Source organism: Pseudaquabacterium inlustre (assembly GCF_038066595.1).
GTDB lineage: Bacteria > Pseudomonadota > Gammaproteobacteria > Burkholderiales > Burkholderiaceae_C > Pseudaquabacterium > Pseudaquabacterium inlustre.
This window is the reverse complement of record NZ_JBBUTH010000001.1, coordinates 364,080-378,948: the sequence shown is the minus strand read 5'-3', so window position 1 is coordinate 378,948 and position 14,869 is coordinate 364,080. Positions and strand designations below refer to the sequence as shown.

17 protein-coding genes are annotated in these 14,869 nt (G+C 72.6%); 1 reads left to right on the top strand and 16 read right to left on the bottom strand.

Annotated elements, in window-relative coordinates; genetic code table 11:
- The 12 genes from fliQ to fliF form a co-directional block, all read right to left on the bottom strand.
- Window positions 1-270, bottom strand: a complete 270-nt coding sequence (gene fliQ, locus AACH10_RS01720) for a flagellar biosynthesis protein FliQ (protein ID WP_341408626.1) — start codon at window positions 268-270, stop codon at window positions 1-3.
- 16 nt (window positions 271-286) lie between these two features.
- Window positions 287-1,087, bottom strand: a complete 801-nt coding sequence (gene fliP / locus AACH10_RS01715; protein ID WP_341408625.1) for a flagellar type III secretion system pore protein FliP — start codon at window positions 1,085-1,087, stop codon at window positions 287-289.
- Entirely contained in the window at window positions 1,077-1,460 is a 384-nt protein-coding gene (locus AACH10_RS01710; RefSeq protein WP_341408624.1) for a FliO/MopB family protein, read from the bottom strand. The genes fliP and AACH10_RS01710 overlap by 11 nt, the downstream gene beginning before the upstream one ends.
- A gap of 16 nt (window positions 1,461-1,476) precedes the next feature.
- Entirely contained in the window at window positions 1,477-1,914 is a 438-nt protein-coding gene (gene fliN, locus AACH10_RS01705; protein WP_341408623.1) for a flagellar motor switch protein FliN, read from the bottom strand.
- Window positions 1,907-2,914 (bottom strand): flagellar motor switch protein FliM, encoded by a 1,008-nt coding sequence (gene fliM / locus AACH10_RS01700; protein WP_341408621.1) that lies wholly within the window; start codon window positions 2,912-2,914, stop codon window positions 1,907-1,909. Before fliM ends, fliN begins: the two co-directional genes overlap by 8 nt.
- Before the next feature lie 73 nt (window positions 2,915-2,987).
- Window positions 2,988-3,632 carry a flagellar basal body-associated FliL family protein gene (locus AACH10_RS01695; protein ID WP_341408620.1) on the bottom strand — a complete coding sequence of 215 codons (645 nt, stop codon included), beginning with the start codon at window positions 3,630-3,632 and terminating at the stop codon, window positions 2,988-2,990.
- Between the two features lie 198 nt (window positions 3,633-3,830).
- A complete protein-coding gene (locus AACH10_RS01690) occupies window positions 3,831-6,104 on the bottom strand; it encodes a flagellar hook-length control protein FliK (RefSeq protein WP_341408619.1) in 2,274 nt (757 codons plus the stop codon).
- A 121-nt stretch (window positions 6,105-6,225) separates the two neighbouring features.
- Entirely contained in the window at window positions 6,226-6,684 is a 459-nt protein-coding gene (gene fliJ, locus AACH10_RS01685; RefSeq protein ID WP_341408618.1) for a flagellar export protein FliJ, read from the bottom strand.
- A 34-nt stretch (window positions 6,685-6,718) separates the two neighbouring features.
- Window positions 6,719-8,215 carry a flagellar protein export ATPase FliI gene (gene fliI / locus AACH10_RS01680; protein ID WP_341408617.1) on the bottom strand — a complete coding sequence of 499 codons (1,497 nt, stop codon included), beginning with the start codon at window positions 8,213-8,215 and terminating at the stop codon, window positions 6,719-6,721.
- The gene (locus AACH10_RS01675; protein WP_341408616.1) at window positions 8,212-9,285 is read right to left on the bottom strand and encodes a FliH/SctL family protein; all 1,074 of its coding nucleotides are present in this window, start codon (window positions 9,283-9,285) and stop codon (window positions 8,212-8,214) included. Before AACH10_RS01675 ends, fliI begins: the two co-directional genes overlap by 4 nt.
- Window positions 9,272-10,267 carry a flagellar motor switch protein FliG gene (fliG, locus tag AACH10_RS01670; RefSeq protein WP_341408615.1) on the bottom strand — a complete coding sequence of 332 codons (996 nt, stop codon included), beginning with the start codon at window positions 10,265-10,267 and terminating at the stop codon, window positions 9,272-9,274. The genes AACH10_RS01675 and fliG overlap by 14 nt, the downstream gene beginning before the upstream one ends.
- A 66-nt stretch (window positions 10,268-10,333) precedes the next feature.
- Window positions 10,334-12,037 carry a flagellar basal-body MS-ring/collar protein FliF gene (gene fliF / locus AACH10_RS01665; protein ID WP_341408614.1) on the bottom strand — a complete coding sequence of 568 codons (1,704 nt, stop codon included), beginning with the start codon at window positions 12,035-12,037 and terminating at the stop codon, window positions 10,334-10,336.
- 237 nt (window positions 12,038-12,274) lie between these two features.
- On the opposite strand from fliF, the gene fliE reads away from it, so the two are divergent.
- On the top strand, window positions 12,275-12,619 hold the full coding sequence (fliE, locus tag AACH10_RS01660) for a flagellar hook-basal body complex protein FliE (RefSeq protein ID WP_341408613.1): 345 nt from the start codon (window positions 12,275-12,277) through the stop codon (window positions 12,617-12,619).
- Window positions 12,620-12,623: 4 nt separating this feature from the next.
- On the opposite strand, the gene AACH10_RS01655 is transcribed toward fliE, so the two are convergent.
- The 4 genes from AACH10_RS01655 to fliS are packed head-to-tail and all read right to left on the bottom strand — an operon-like array spanning window position 12,624 to window position 14,745.
- Complete coding sequence (locus AACH10_RS01655) at window positions 12,624-13,190, bottom strand: pilus assembly FimT family protein (protein WP_341408612.1); 567 nt, start codon at window positions 13,188-13,190, stop codon at window positions 12,624-12,626.
- A gap of 2 nt (window positions 13,191-13,192) precedes the next feature.
- Complete coding sequence (locus AACH10_RS01650; protein ID WP_341408611.1) at window positions 13,193-13,966, bottom strand: flagellar brake protein; 774 nt, start codon at window positions 13,964-13,966, stop codon at window positions 13,193-13,195.
- A gap of 17 nt (window positions 13,967-13,983) precedes the next feature.
- Entirely contained in the window at window positions 13,984-14,283 is a 300-nt protein-coding gene (locus tag AACH10_RS01645; RefSeq protein WP_341408610.1) for a flagellar protein FliT, read from the bottom strand.
- A 27-nt stretch (window positions 14,284-14,310) separates the two neighbouring features.
- On the bottom strand, window positions 14,311-14,745 hold the full coding sequence (gene fliS, locus AACH10_RS01640) for a flagellar export chaperone FliS (protein WP_341408609.1): 435 nt from the start codon (window positions 14,743-14,745) through the stop codon (window positions 14,311-14,313).
- Window positions 14,746-14,869: the final 124 nt, after the last annotated feature.

Here is a 14,869-nt window from a genome sequence, read left to right as displayed (position 1 = left end):
TCAGCCCACCGCGGTGGGAATGGCCATCAGCGTGCGCTGGATGTACTCGGTGAGCATGGTCAGCATCCACGGCCCGGCGATGGCCAGCACCGCCACGGCGGCCAGCACCTTGGGCACGAAGCTCAGCGTCTGCTCGTTGATCTGCGTGGCCGCCTGGAAGATGCTGACCACCAGGCCCACCAGCAGCACGGCCACCAGCAGCGGGGCCGAGACCATCAGCAGCATGTACAGGCCCTGCTGGCCGAGGTGGAACGCTTGTTGTGAATCCATGACGGGGGCCCTGGGGTTACTGTGCAAAGGAGGCTGCGAGCGAACCCAGCAGCAGGTTCCAGCCATCGGCCAGCACGAACAGCATCAGCTTGAACGGCAGGCTCACCAGCACCGGCGACAGCATCATCATGCCCAGGCTCATCAGCACGCTGGCGACGATCATGTCGATGATCAGGAAGGGGATGAAGATCATGAAGCCGATCTGGAACGCGCTCTTGAGCTCGCTGGTCACGAAGGCCGGCACCAGCACGGTGAAGGGCACATCGGTGGCAGCGGTGCCGTCGGGCACCTTGGCCAGCTTGCGGAACAGCTGCATGTCGCTCTGGCGCGTCTGCTTCATCATGAAGGCGCGCACCGGCTGGCTGCCGATGGCCACGGCCTGCGTGAAGTCGATCTTCTGCGCCGAGTACGGCACCCAGGCCTCGGTGTAGACCTTGTCGATGGTGGGCGACATCACGAAGAAGGTGAGGAACAGGCTCAGGCCCACGATCACCTGGTTGGGCGGCGCGGCCGGCGTGCCCAGTGCCTGGCGCAGCAGCGACAGCACGATGACGATGCGGGTGAAGCCGGTCATCATCAGCACCACCGCCGGCAGGAAGCTCAGGGCGGTGAAGAACAGCAGCGTCTGCACCGGCACCGAGTAGCTGGTGCCACCGGCCGAGCCGATGACCAGCGGCAGGCCCGGGCCGCCCGCCTGCGATTGCGCTAAAGCCGCTGCAGGAACGGCCGAAATCACCGACAGGCCCAGGATGCGCGCCACGCGCCAGGCGGCGGGCGAAAAAAACGGGCGGGCCGGCAGGCGGCGGTCAGCGCGCATCGCGGCCTCCCGGCTGGCGCGCCAGCAGTTGCGCGAAGCTGCCGGCCATGCCGGGGAAGGCGGCCGGTGCGGCGGCGCTCGGCTCGGCCTGCGGCGCCAGCGTGTGCAGAGTGTGGATGGCCTGCGGCGTGCAGCCCAGCACCAGCCAGCGGCGGTCGTCGCCGGTGCCCACCTCGACGGTGACCACGCGCTGGCCCGGCGCCAGCGACAGTGCGGCCACCAGGCGCATCGGTCTGCCCTGGGCGGTGCCGGCCGGCACGCCCAGGCGGGCGCCCAGCGGCGAGCGCTTGAGCAGCCATAGCGACAGCGGGATCAGCGCGACGATCAGCGCAAAGGCCAGCAGCGGGCCGAGCAGGGAGACAGAGGAACTCACGGGCAGCCTTCCGCGCTCACAGCCGGCTCAGGCGGCGCATGCGCTCGCTGGGCGTGACGATGTCGGTCAGGCGGATGCCGAACTTCTCGTTGACCACCACCACCTCGCCCTGGGCGATCAGGTAGCCGTTGACCAGCACGTCCATCGGCTCGCCGGCCAGCGTGTCCAGCTCCACCACCGAACCCTGGGCCAGCTGCAGGATGTTCTTGATGGGGATGCGGGTGCGGCCCAGCTCCACGGTGAGCTGCACCGGGATGTCCAGGATCATGTTCAGGTCGTTGACCGGCGGTGCACCGTCGGCGCCGGGCGCGCTGAAGTTGGCGAACTGCGGGGCCGCCGACGCTGGCGCCGGAGCCGCCACCGCGGTCTCGGTGGGCTTGGCCTCCTCCAGCGCGGCCGCCCATTCGGCGGCCATGCGGTCCTCTTCGGACATGAAGGCGTTGTCGTCAGCCATGGTCTTCTTCCCCCAGCCAGCCGCGGCGGTCCACCGTCAGCAGGCTATCGATCTTGATTGCGTATCGGCCGTTGGACGTGCCGTAGTTGCACTTGAACACCGGCACCCCGTCGACCTTGGACAGGATCTGCGGCAGCAGGTCCAGCTCGACGAAGTCGCCAGGCTTGAAGCTCAGCAGCTGGCCCACGGTGGCGTCGGCCGTGGCCAGTTCGGCGCACAGCTCCACCTCGGCCAGCTGGATCTCGTGGCGCAGCAGCTTGACCCAGCGGCGGTCGGGGTCGGCCACGTCGCTCTGCATGGTGCTGTAGAGCACGTCGCGGATCGGCTCCAGCGTGGAGTAGGGGATGCAGAAGTGGATCGTGCCGACCGTGTCGCCGATCTCCAGCGAGTACGAGCAGGTCACCACCACCTCGCTGGCGGTGGCGATGGCGGCGAACTGCGGCTGCATCTCCGAGCGCTGGTACTCCAGCTCGATCGGGTAGATGCCGCTCCAGGCCTTGGCGAACTCCTCGCTGATGCAGTCGACCAGGCGGCGGATCACCTTCTGCTCGGTGGCCGAGAAGTCGCGGCCCTCGATGCGGGTGTGGAACTTGCCCACGCCGCCGTACAGCGCGTCGATCACCGCGAACACCAGCGTGGGCTCGCAGATCACCAGGCCATGGCCGCGCAGCGGCTTGACGGCCACGATGTTGAAGTTCGTGGGCACCACGATCTCGCGCAGGAAGGCGCTGTACTTCACCACCTTGATGCCCGAGATCGAGACCTCGGGGCTCTTGCGCATCAGCTTGAACAGGCCCAGGCGGATGTTGCGGGCGAAGCGCTCGGCCACCACCTCCATGGTGGGCATGCGGCCGCGGACGATGCGTTCCTGGCTGGCCGGATCGTAGTCGCGGATGCCCTCGGCCTTGACCTCGGCGGGCGCGTCGAGCTTCTGGCTCTCGCCCGTGATGCCTTGCAGCAGGGCATCGACTTCGTCCTGCGAAAGGATCTGCTGGTTCATGCTGCTGCCGGGTTCATGGCGCGGTGGCTGCGCCAGACATGCATGGGGTTCGGGTGAATGGCCGCCGTGGCGGTCATTGCACGATGAAGGTGGAGAAGTGCACCGCGGTCACCGGGTACTGCACGACCACGCGCTTCTTCTTCTTTTTCTTCTTCGGCGCGTCCTCGGCCTGTTCGGCGTCCTCGTCCTCCTCGAAGTCCACCGGGTAGCCCAGCGGCTGCACCGAGGCCAGCAGGATGTTGCGGGCGAGCTTCTCCTTGCCCTCGCGGCTGAGCAGCTGCGCGGCGGTCTTGTTGCTCAGCACCATCAGCACGTTGTTGCGGATGGCCGGCATGTAGACCTTGAGCTGGTCGGCCAGCTTGGGATCGTCGATCTCCAGCGTGACGCCGATCTGCGCATAGCGCTCGGCGTCCTTGTCGGCCAGGTTCACGGTGAACGCGTCCAGCGGCACGAAGGTGGGCGGCTTCTTCGGGTCGCGCAGCGTCGGCGGGGGCGGCGCGTGCTCTTCCTTGGCCTTGGCATGGCTGCTGGTCTTGGCGTGGCCGTCACCGCCTTCCTCGTCCTCGGCGGCGGGCTTCTTCTTCAGCATCATGAAGGCACCCCCACCGCCCAGCACGAGCAGCAGCAGCACGGCGACGATGATGATGATCAGCTTCTTCTTGCCGCCCTTCGCGGGGGCGGCGGCGGCATCGGCGGTGGCGGCGGGTGCGGCGGACATGCGTTCTCCAGGGATCGGCAAGCCGGTCCGGACGGCCCGTGCCGCCCGTTCAGGCTCTTCGATCGATTATTCGGAGCCGCGGCCTCGGTGATGAACCGAAAAAGCCGGCGGAAAACACGCTGTCTTGCGGCTGGGGCCGGGCCCGGCCGTGCCGGGGCCCTGGCGGCGCGGGGCGCCCAGGCTCCAGTCCCCAGGCTTTCAGGCCACCAGGTCGACCAGGCCGCGGGCGCGCACCGGCGCGGCCGCATGCGTGCCGGCCGTGGGGCTGCCATCGCCGGTGCCGTCGCGGCCACCGGGCGTGGCTGCCTGGCCGGCCGTGGCCTGGCCATCGGGACGGGGCTGGCCCTGGCCCTGCTGGCCGGGCGACTGCTGGAACACGCCGCCACCGGCCAGCGTGAGGCCGGCCTCCTGCAGCGCGCCGGCCAGGGCCGGCAGCGAGGATTCGATGGCCGCGCGCGTGGGCGCCAGGTCGGCCTGGAAGTCGACCCGGGCAGCGGTGCCGTCGACCGTGATGTTGACCGTGATCGGGCCCATCTCGGCCGGGTGCAGTTCGAGGCGCGCCTCGTGCACACCGTCGCGCGCGAACACCGCCACCTGCGCGCCCAGTGCGGGGGCGAAGGTCGGGCTGTCCAGCGGCACCGGGATGCTGGCCTGGCGCGGTGCGGCGCTGGCGGCGCTGGTGCCGCCCGCCGTCGCGCTGGCCGGGCTGCCGGCGGCAGCCAGCGTGGCCAGGGCCTCGGCCGGGGCGGCGCTGCGGCCGGCGTCCAGCGCCGGGGTGGCGGTGTCGGCCCGCACGGCCTCGGCCGTACCGGCGCCACCGGCCTGGGCCAGCGCGGCGGCAAAGCCGCCTGCCGGGCGGGTGGCCGTGTCGGGGGTGGCGCCGGCGGCCGCACCGCTGCGGGCCGAGGCGGCGGCAGCGCCAGAGGCCGCCAGACGCGTCACCGCTGCACCGTCGGCCGGGCTCAGGCCGTCGATCGACAGCGCGCCGCTGCGGCCGCCGTCCTCGGGACCGGCGGACGGGGCCGCCGGCAGGGGCTGGCGGGCGGTGCCGTCGGGGGACGTGGCGCTGCCGCGCGTGTCCTGGGCTGCCGGGCTACCGGGCGCTGCGCTGGGCAGCAGGCTGGCCTGGGCCTGGTTTTGGGCCTGGACCTGGGCTTGGGCCAGCGCGCTGCTGGCGGCGTCGGCGGTGGCGGGGTCGGTGGCGTCGCGGCGGCCGCGGCGGCCCGCCGCGTCGGCTGCGGGGCTGGTACCGGCCTCGGTGCCGGCGCCGGTGTGCTGCGCGCCGGCCGTGGCGGCGGTGCTGGCGGTGCTGGCCGCGGCGCCACTGGACGCGGTGGCGGCCAGCGGGGCATCGGCCGCAGCCGTGCGCGGGCGCAGCGCCTGGGCGCTGGCGCCGGGCAGTGGCGTTTCTGCGGTGCTGGCTGGGCTGGCCGTGTTGGCCGCTCTGGCCGTGTCGGTGATGCCGGCCACCCCGCGCTCGGCCCCGCCGAGGGCGGACAGCGATGGCGTGCCAACGGCGGGGTCGGGCTGCGCGGCATCGGGCGCCGTGGCGCCGGTGCGTGCCGCAGCGGCCGGGTCGGCCACCGGGGGCGGTGCCATGACCGCGGCCGGCAGTGTGTCGGCGGCGGTGGGCTGGCGCGCCACTGCGTCGGCTGAGGCCGGCGCGGCCGCGTCGTCGCCCGGCAGGCGCTGCGCCTCGGCGCGGGTGGCGTCGCCGGCATCGCTGGCGGAGGCGTCGGCCGATGCGTCGGCACGGCGGCCCGGGCGGCTGGCGGCTGCGGCGGCCAGCGCGGCGCTGTCGGCGCCCCGCGTGGCGGTGGCGCCGGCCGCACCGTTGCCGGCCGTGCTGGCTGCCGTGGCCGTGGCGGCGTGGGCCTGCAGATCGGCCGTGCTGCTGCCACTGCCGCTGCTGCTGCTGTTGCCGTTGCGTCGGGCGGCAGCCGCGGTGTTGGTCGTGCTGCGGCCCGGCGCGGCGGCGCGGTTGGCGGGGGCCGAGGCCGGGGCGGCGTCGGATGCGCCGTCGGCAGACGCCGTGGTGGCGTCGGTGCCGGCGTCAGTGGTGGCGTCAGTGGCGCTGGCCTCGGCCGTGGACCGGGCCGGCGCGCTGTTGGCCGAGGTGCTGATGGCCGAGGTGCCGCTGGCCACCGGGCGGCTGGCGGGCGCGCTGACGGGTGGGGTGACGGGCGCACTGGTGGGTGCGCTGGCGGTCGTCACCGTGGCCGTGGCGGCAGATCGCGGGCTGGCCGTGGTGGCCGGCACGGGCTGCACCGCGGCGGCGGGCGCGGGGCTGGTCAGTGCGCGGGTCTGGGTGTCGCGCAGCAGGTCGGCGAAGGCGTTGCCGTAGGCGCCGGGGTTGCCCTGCGCGGCCTGGCCCGTGCTCGGGCTGGTGCTCGGGCTGGTGCCCTGGCTGGTGGGCGGGCCGGCGGTGCGGCGGGTGTCGGTGGGCAGGAAGGCGGAGAGGCTGAGGGCCATCGTGCGGTCTCGGGGCGGTCTTGGCGAGCGGGGCGGGTGCCGGCGCGGGCGCGGTGGGCAGGCGTTCGGGCTTGTCGGGCTTGTCGGGCGGTCCGGCGGTCGGGCGATCGCGGTGGGCCGCTCAGCCCTGCAGTGCCATGCGGCGCTGGTGCTGGCGCATGGCCATCTCGTCTTCGGCGCGCTGCTCGCGGCGCTGGGCGATGCGGCCCAGCTCCTGCTCGCGGCGCTCGATCAGCTTGCGCACGGCGGCCACGCGCTGCTCGCGCTGCAGCAGCGCGGCGCGGGCGCGCTCGGCGCGCTGCTGCAGCTGGGTGGTGCTGCCGTGCTGGTGCGTGATGGCCTCGTCCAGGCGCAGGCCGAAGGTCTGGTGGTGCTGCAGCAGCTCGCGCGTGCCGCCGCCGGCCTGGCGAAAGCGCAGCGTCCAGCGCTGGTCGTACTCGCTGCGGTAGTTGCGCAGCTGTTCGGCCTGGGCCTCGGCGGCGCGCAGCTGGGCTTCGGCCTGGCGCAGCACGGCCAGTGCGCTGTCGCGCTCGGCCTCCGCGCGTTGCAGCAGGGTGTGGAGCAGGGCGATCGAGTCCATGGTGGGGCTGCGTGGCGGGGGATGGGTTCAGGGGTCAGCCGGCGCGCTTGAGCACGTGCAGCAGCTGGGCGCGGCTGGCGTCCAGCGTCGCGCGGTCGCGCATGTCCTGCTGCAGCAGCGCGATCAGCTGCGGCTGCAACTGCACGGCCAGGTCGAGCTCGGGGTCGTGGCCGGGCTGGTAGGCGCCCAGCTGGATCAGGTCGCGTGCCTTGGTCAGGCGGGCCAGCAGCGCGCGGGCGCGGCGGGCGGCATCGAGCTGTTCGCGCGGGGCCACGCTGGTCATCACGCGGCTGATCGACTTCTCGACGTCGATGGCCGGGAAGTGGCCGGCCTCGGCCAGGTCGCGCGAGAGCACGATGTGGCCGTCCAGGATGCCGCGCGCCGCGTCGGCGATCGGGTCCTGCTGGTCGTCGCCCTCGCTGAGCACGGTGTAGAACGCGGTGATCGAGCCCACGCCGTGCAGGCCGTTGCCGCTGCGCTCGACCAACTGCGGCAGCTTGGCAAAGCAGCTGGGCGGGTAGCCCTTGGTGGCCGGCGGCTCGCCGATGGCCAGCGCGATCTCGCGCTGCGCCATCGCGAAGCGGGTCAGGCTGTCCATCAGCAGCAGCACGTGGCGGCCCTGGTCGCGGAAGTGCTCGGCAATCGCCGTGGCGTAGGTGGCACCCTGCATGCGCACCAGCGGCGGCGCATCCGCAGGCGCCGCGACGACCACGCTGCGCTGCAGGCCTTCCTCGCCGAGGATGTCCTCGATGAATTCCTTGACCTCGCGGCCGCGCTCGCCGATCAGGCCGACGACGATGACATCGGCCGCGGTGTAGCGGGCCATCATGCCCAGCAGCACCGACTTGCCGACGCCGGTGCCGGCGAACAGGCCGATGCGCTGGCCGCGGCCCACGGTGAGCATGCTGTTGATGGCGCGTACGCCGGTGTCCAGCGGCTGGCGCACCGGGTCGCGGTCCATCGCGTTGATCGGGCGGCGCTGCAGCGGCTCGTTGCGCACATGCTGCAGCGGGCCGCCGCGGTCCATGGGCTGGCCGTGCGCGTCGAGCACGCGGCCCAGCAGGCCGTCGCCCATGGGCAGGTGCAGGCCGCGGTCCTCGCTGCGGCGCCACAGGGCGTTGTCGCGGCCCAGCTGCGGCAGGGTGTTGGGCGTGACGCGCGGCACCACATGCGCGCCGCTGGCCAGGCCGTGCAGTTCGCCGGTGGGCATCAGGAAGGCGCGGTCGCCGTTGAAGCCCACCACCTCGGCGGCCACGGGTTCCTGGCCCTCGCTGCGCACCTCGCACACCGCCCCCACCGGGGCGCGCACGCCGGCGGCTTCGAGCACCAGGCCGGTCACGCGCACCAGGGTGCCGTGGCTCTGCAGCGGCACGCGCACCTGGGCGCAGGCCTCCAGGTCGCGCAGCCAGTGCGCCCAGCGCGCCAGCCGCGGCGACTCGGCGCCGGTGGGGTCGTCGATCAGGTCGGCCAGGTCGGCCGAGGAGGGCGCCAGCGGCAGCTCGGCGTCGATCTCGTGGGCGGTGGGGCTCATGCGCCCGACTCCGGCGCTTCGTCGGCGTGCCAGGGGGCGGCACTGCCCATGGTCTGCATCACGGCGGCCCAGCGGGTGGCGACGCGCGCATCGACGCCGCCGGCCTCGGTGTCCACCAGGCAGCCGCCGCGCTCCACCGACGGCTCGGCCACCAGGCGGGCGCCGCGCGCGTCCAGCAGATCGGCGCAGCCCTGGGCCACCAGGGCATGGTCGTCGGGGTGCAGCTTCACCGTGATGTGCCGGGCGCCGGTCATCACGGCGTTGACGGCCTCCTCGGCCACCTGCATCACCTGGGCCGGCCGGGTGGCGATCTCGTGGCGCACCACCTGGCGCGCCAGCGCGATGGCCACGCGCGCCAGGCTGGCGGCGGCGTTCTGCTCGAGCTGGCGCAGTTCGCCGTCCAGCGACTGCAGCACCTGGCCCACCTGGGCCGTGACCTGCTGTGCGTAGCTGCTCTTGAAGCTGTCCAGCGCCACCAGGCCGTCGCGGTAGCCGTCCTGGTAGCCGGCCTGGCGGGCGGCGGCCACTTCGGCCTCCAGCGCGTCCACGCGGGCCTGCATCTCGGCCATGCGGGCATCGGCCTCGGCCTGCATCTGGGCTTGGGCTTGTGACTGGGCCTGTGACTGGGCTTGCGCGGCGGCGGCCAGCGCGGCGGCGAGCAGGTCCTCCCCGTGCGCGGCACCCGATGGGGCCGACGGCGCTGGCGGTGCCGATTGCGCCACACGGGCGGCGAAGGCCGCCGATGCGCTGCGCGCGGCCGGTGCGGCGGCGGCGTGGGCCGCGCCGGGCAGGGCCCCGTCATCGAGCGACAGGTCGGGCACGGCGGTGCCGGGGCGCAGCGCGGTGGCCAGGCCGGCCACCTTGGCGCTGGCGCTGCGCAGGGCCGCCGGCGTTTCGGCGGCGCCGTCCAGCGGCTGCCAGGGCCGGGTGGGCTGGGCGCCCGGGCCGTCCTGGTCGAAGGCGGTGCCCAGGCGGCCCGGCATCCGCACCGTGACGCCCTCGAGCTCTTCGCGCGGGATGAAGCGGGTGTACGGGGTGCGCGGGCGCTCGCCAGCGTCAGACGAAGTCATCGCCGCCTCCCGAGGCCAGCACGATCTGTCCCTCGTCGACCAGGCGGCGGACGATCTTCAGGATTTCCTTCTGCTCGGCTTCCACGTCGGACACGCGCACCGGGCCGCGGCCGTCCAGGTCTTCCTTGAGCGTCTCGGCCGCGCGGCTGGACATGTTCTTGAACACCTTGTCGCGCAGCTCGGGCGCGGCGCCCTTGAGCGCCAGCACCAGCGATTCGCTCTGCACTTCCTTGAGCACCGCCTGGAAGCCCTTGTCGTCGAGCTTGATCAGGTCGTCGAAGCCGAACATGTTGTCCATCAGCTTCTGCGCCAGATCGGCGTCGGATTCGCGCACGAAGTCGAGCACCGCCGTCTCGTAGGCGCTGCCCAGCAGGTTGATGATCTCGGCCGCCGGCTTGACGCCGCCCAGCGTGGACTTGCGCGTGCGCTCGCCGCCGGCCAGCACGGTGCCCATCACGTCGTTCAGGTCGCGCAGCGCGGCCGGCTGGATGCCGTCCAGCGTGGCGATGCGGATCAGCACCTCGTTGCGCTGGCGCTCGGTCAGGCACTTGAGGATGGCGCCGGCATGGTCGGGGTCCAGGTGCACCAGGATCGCGGCCACGATCTGCGGGTGCTCGTTGCGCACCAGCTCGGCCACGGTCTGCGGGTCCATCCACTTCAGGCCCTCGATGCCGGTGACATCGTTGCCCTGCAGGATGCGGTCGATCAGCAGGTTGGCCTTGTCCTCGCCGAGCGCCTTGCGCAGCACGCTCTTGACGTACTCGTCGGTGTCGGCCACCAGCACCTGCGATTCCACGGCCTCGGCGCCGAAGCGGCCCAGCACGGCGCCCAGGCGCTCGCGCGGCACGATCTTCAGCCGCGCGATGGTCTCGCCCAGCTTCTGCACTTCCTTGGGCGCCAGGTGCTTGAACACCTCGGCGGCTTCTTCCTCGCCGAGGGTCATCAGCAGGATGGCTGCGTCTTCGACGCCCTTGTCGTCCATGGTGGTCTTCTCGGTCTGGGCTTTGCGGTGGGGCGGTCGGCGGGCCGGCGGGGGCCGGCCCGGGCGTCACTTCTTGGCTTCGTCGGGGTTCATCCAGGAGCGCAGGATGTTGGCCACGCCCAGCGGGTTGGCCTTGGCCATCTCGCGTGCATCGGCCAGGATGCGCAGCTTCTCGGGCGATTCGGGATCGTCGGCGGCCATCTCGTCCTCGGGGGCGGGCAGGGCCTCGGGGTCGTCGACGACGGCGTCCAGACCGGCTTCGGGCGGCGGCTCGGGCGGCTTCTCCTTGGCCAGCGCCGGGCGGATGACCATGAAGATCAGCAGCAGGGCCACCAGCAGCATCACCGTGGGCACGGCGGCCGTCTTCAGCATCTCCAGGGCCCAGGGCTGCTTCCACAGCGGCGGCTCCTCGGGCTTGGGCTCGGCGCGGAACGGGATGGTGGCCACGGTGACCGAATCACCGCGGTCCTTGCTGTAGCCCACGGCCTCCTGCACCAGGGCGGTGAGCTTGTCGCGCTCTTCCTGCGGCAGCGGCTGGGCCGTGCTCTTGCCCTTGGCGTCGGTGACCATGCGGTGGTTGACCAGCACCGCCACGTTGATGCGCTTGATGGTGCCGACGGCGTTGCGCGTGACGTCGACGCGGCGGTCGACCTCGTAGTTGATCTGGCTGTGGCGCTTGGTGCCGCCGCCGGCGGTGCCGGCCTGCGCGGGCTGCAGCGGCTGCGAGGCGCCGGTGATGGGCGCGTTGGCGCTGGTGGGCGGCTGGTTGCTGGCCGCGCCGGGCACGCCGGTGGGCAGGATCTGGCCAGGCCCCGAGGTCTCCAGGTTGCTCTGGCTGCGGATGGCGGCGGTCTCGGGCGTCTGGTTCGGGCGGTAGGCCTCGGCCGTGGTCTCCACCTGGTTGAAGTCGATGTCGGCGGTGACGGTGGCGCGCAGGTTGTCGCGGCCCAGCGCCGGCTCGAGGATCTCGTTGACGCGCTCGAGCAGCTTCTTCTCCACGTACTGCACGTGGGCGCGCTGCTGCTGGGTGAGGTCCTGCCGGTCGCCGTCGGCGGTCTGCGACAGCAGCGTGCTGTCCTGGTCGATCACGCTGACGGCCTTGGGGTTCAGCTCGGGCACCGACGAGCTGACCAGGTGCACGATGCCGGCCACCTGGCCCTTGTCGAGCACGCGCCCCGGATGCAGCGTCAGCGCCACCGAGGCGCTGGGCTTGGCCTGCTCGCGGTAGAAGCCGCGCTGCTCGGGCAGGGCCAGGTGCACGCGCACGGCCTGCACCATGGGCAGCGCGCCGATGGTGCGCTCCAGGTCGGCCTGCATGGCCATGCGCAGCGTGGTGTGCTCCTGCAGCGAGCTCTGGCCGAAGCGCTGCTTGTCCAGCAGCTCCGCGCCGGCGCTGCTGCTCTTGGGCAGGCCCATCAGCGCCAGCTTCATGCGCAGCGCGTTGGCGCGCTCGGCCGGCACCATGATCGAGCCGTCGGACTTGATCTTGTAGGGCACCTGCAGCGTGTCGAGCTGGGCCAGCACGGCGCCGGCGTCCTTGTCGGACAGCTCGCCGCGGAACAGCGGCGCCATGCTGTCGGGCTTGTTCAGCTGCATCAGCAGCAGCAGCGCCACCAGCAGGCCCACCAGGCCCAGGCCGGCCATCCACTTCTTGCGCGCAGGCAGGGCCTTCAGGCGCTGCATCGGCGTCTGCACGGCGTCGGCCAGTTCGCGCTCGGCCAGTTCGGCGGCGGCGTTGGCGGGGGTCAGCGGTGTGACGGCGGCGTCCATGGGGTGGTGTGCGGCGTGAGGGGGGCATGCGGGGCACGGACGGTGGGCCCCGATCGAAGGCGATTGTTCGGCGCCAAAGCCCACGGCCAAGGGGCAAACAGCCCGCAATTCGGGCTTCAGTTCGCGCCATCGCGGCCGAGCGCCGCCCCTAGAGTGCTGGCATGCGAGAAGGCCGTCACGGTCTTGCGCGCCCGCCGCCCCTGCCACACCGCTCCTTCCGTCCCACGCGCCTCGGCCATGAAACTCGAGCTCAAGCCCTTCGACTTCGCCCAGGCGGCGGCGCGGGCCGGCTTGCGCACCGATGGCACGCCGCTGGGCGGCGCGGGCGCGGCCAGCAAGCCGCAGGCGACCGAGGAGTCGCCGAGCTTCCAGGTCGCCATCGCCCAGGCGCTGCGCGCGGTCAGCGACGCGCAGAACACCACGAAGGCGCTGCAGGAGGAAGTTCAGCTCGGCAACCCCGAGGTGAGCTTCGAGCAGACCATGATCGCGATGCAGAAGTCCCAGCTGGGCTTCACCGCGGCGCTGTCGGTGCGCAACCGCCTGGTGCAGGCCTACACCGACATCATGAACATGCAAGTCTGAGCGCTCAGCCGCCTGGCGTGGCGCAGGCCGGCACGCCGCTGATCGCGCCGGCCGGCGTGCACAGGGTGGCCCGGCCCAGCGTGTTCAGCCGCAGCGCCAGCCGTTCGCCGTGGGCGGCGAGGAACAGGACCTGGCCGGGCTCGGACACGCGCGTGCCGGTGCGGCCGTCCAGCACCATTGCGTCGGCCTGGCCCAGCGTGATGTTCGGATGCGCGTCGGCGCGCACCACCTTGATCACCCGGCCACCGGCAAAGGCGCCGGGCCGCGCGTTGCGGCAGTCCACCGCGGCGCCCAGGCTCAGCGCCCAGCACCACTGGGCGCCCGCCTGCAGGCTGACATGGGCGGGCAGGCCGCGGGTCACCGCCTCCTGGCGGGCCAGCGACAGGTCGGCCTGCAGATGGCGCGCCGTGGCCTGCAGCCGGTGGCGGGCGATGGCGGCGCTGAACGACGGCGCACCGGCGGCCATCAGCACCGCCAGCACGGCCATCGCGATGGCCAGTTCCACCAGCGTGAAGCCCAGGCGCGACGGCGCGGCGACCCGTGCGTCGCCGGCGGGGGCAGGGCGGCGCACGCTCAGTCCAGCGACAGCAGGCGCCGGCGGCGCTGCGTGAGGTCGATGTAGCGCTGCAGCGCGCGCTGCTCCTCGGGCGTGACGGCCAGCAGCTCGCAGCCCAGGCGCAGCCCGGCGCTGGCGCCGTCGGCGCCCTGCATCGAGCTGGCGTGCAGCAGGCGCAGCGTCACCTCCAGCCGCGTGGCGTTGTCCAGTTCCAGCCGCACGCCGTGCAGCACGATGCCCAGCGGCAGCGCTGGCACGTCGTCGGGCAGCAGCAGGCCGCAGCCGCCACTGCTGATGTCGATCAGCCGCAGCGTGAGCTGCATCTCGGGCATGGCCGGGTGGCGCAGCGAGGCCGAGGGCGTGGCGCGCTCGGGCGGGCGCACGCGGTAGGCGGCGCGGCGCTGGAAGCGGTAGATGCAGCGCGGCAGCCGGCCCTGCAGTGCGGTGGCGCGGTCGCCGCGCACCAGCACCAGGCCGTCCAGGTCGAACTGCAGCTTGATCGAGTCGAGGTAGGTCACCGCGGTGGCCTCGTCACCGTCAACCAGGCCGGTCAGCGCCGGATCGGCGCGCTCGACCTGCAGCGACAGCACGCCGCGGTCGGCGTCGATGCTCCACAGGCTGGCCGTGAAGCTGCCGCCCCCCGGGGTGGACAGCGCCACCGGCGCGTCGGCATCGCGCACCTGGCGCAGCAGCGCCAGCACCTCGCCCGGCCGCTCGCAGCGGAACTCGGCGAGGGCCGCGTCGGCGTCGTCGACCGGCGTGGGCCGGGTGTCCTGGAAGTCGGCGGGCATGGCCGTTCGCCGGGGGCTCAGTGGATGGTCTTGCGCCGGCCGTTCATCATGTCGTCGATGTCCTCTAGCCAGGGCTCGGCCAGGTGGCGGATCTCGGCGTCATTGACCAGCACGCGCTTCATGATGCGCGACTTGAGCTGGCTTTCCTCGGCGCTCAGCGCGTTGTTGCGCGCGGCATTCTTCAACTGGCTGATCAGCAGGACGCAGGCGCCCTCGAGCTTGATCACATGGTCCCAGTTGCCGGCACGGGCGGCCTCCAGCATGTCGGCGCTGGCGCGCTCGATGGCCTCGTAGAACGTGATAAGACTGCTGTTCATGTGTTCCACCGATGGTCTTGGTGCCGGTCAGGAGCGGGGACCAGGTTGCACCTGGTCGGCAATGGCCGCCCACGCCTCGCGCAGGGGCTGGATCAGGGTCAGGCATTCCTCCAGCGCGGCTTCGTCGCTGCGCAGGTTGGCCTGGGTCAGACGCACGCAGATGTAGCCGTACAGGTCCGAGAGGTCCTGGGCCAGCTTGCCGCCGTCCTTGAGGTTCAGCGCCGAGCGCAGGCCCTCGTCGACGATGCGCACGGCATGGCCGATCGATTCGCCCTTGAGCGCCGTGTCGCCGTTGCGGATGGCACCGCGCGCGCGGTTGAGCGCCACGATGAAACCGTCGAACAGCATCGCCACCAGCTGATGCGGGCTGGCGCTGGCGACCATGGTCTGGACGCCCACATGGTGGTAGGCACCGGCGAGGTGGCGGATGCGGGGGCTGGCGGCTGACGAGACGCTGTACATGGGGGGCCGTGTGTCGGGTCGTTTGTCCTGAGAGATTTATCGGACGACCCCTGGGCGGACTTGAGCCGGTAAAGACCCGGGTTGTCACGCCCTTCACGCGCCACCGGTCGGCAGGGCCGGCGGC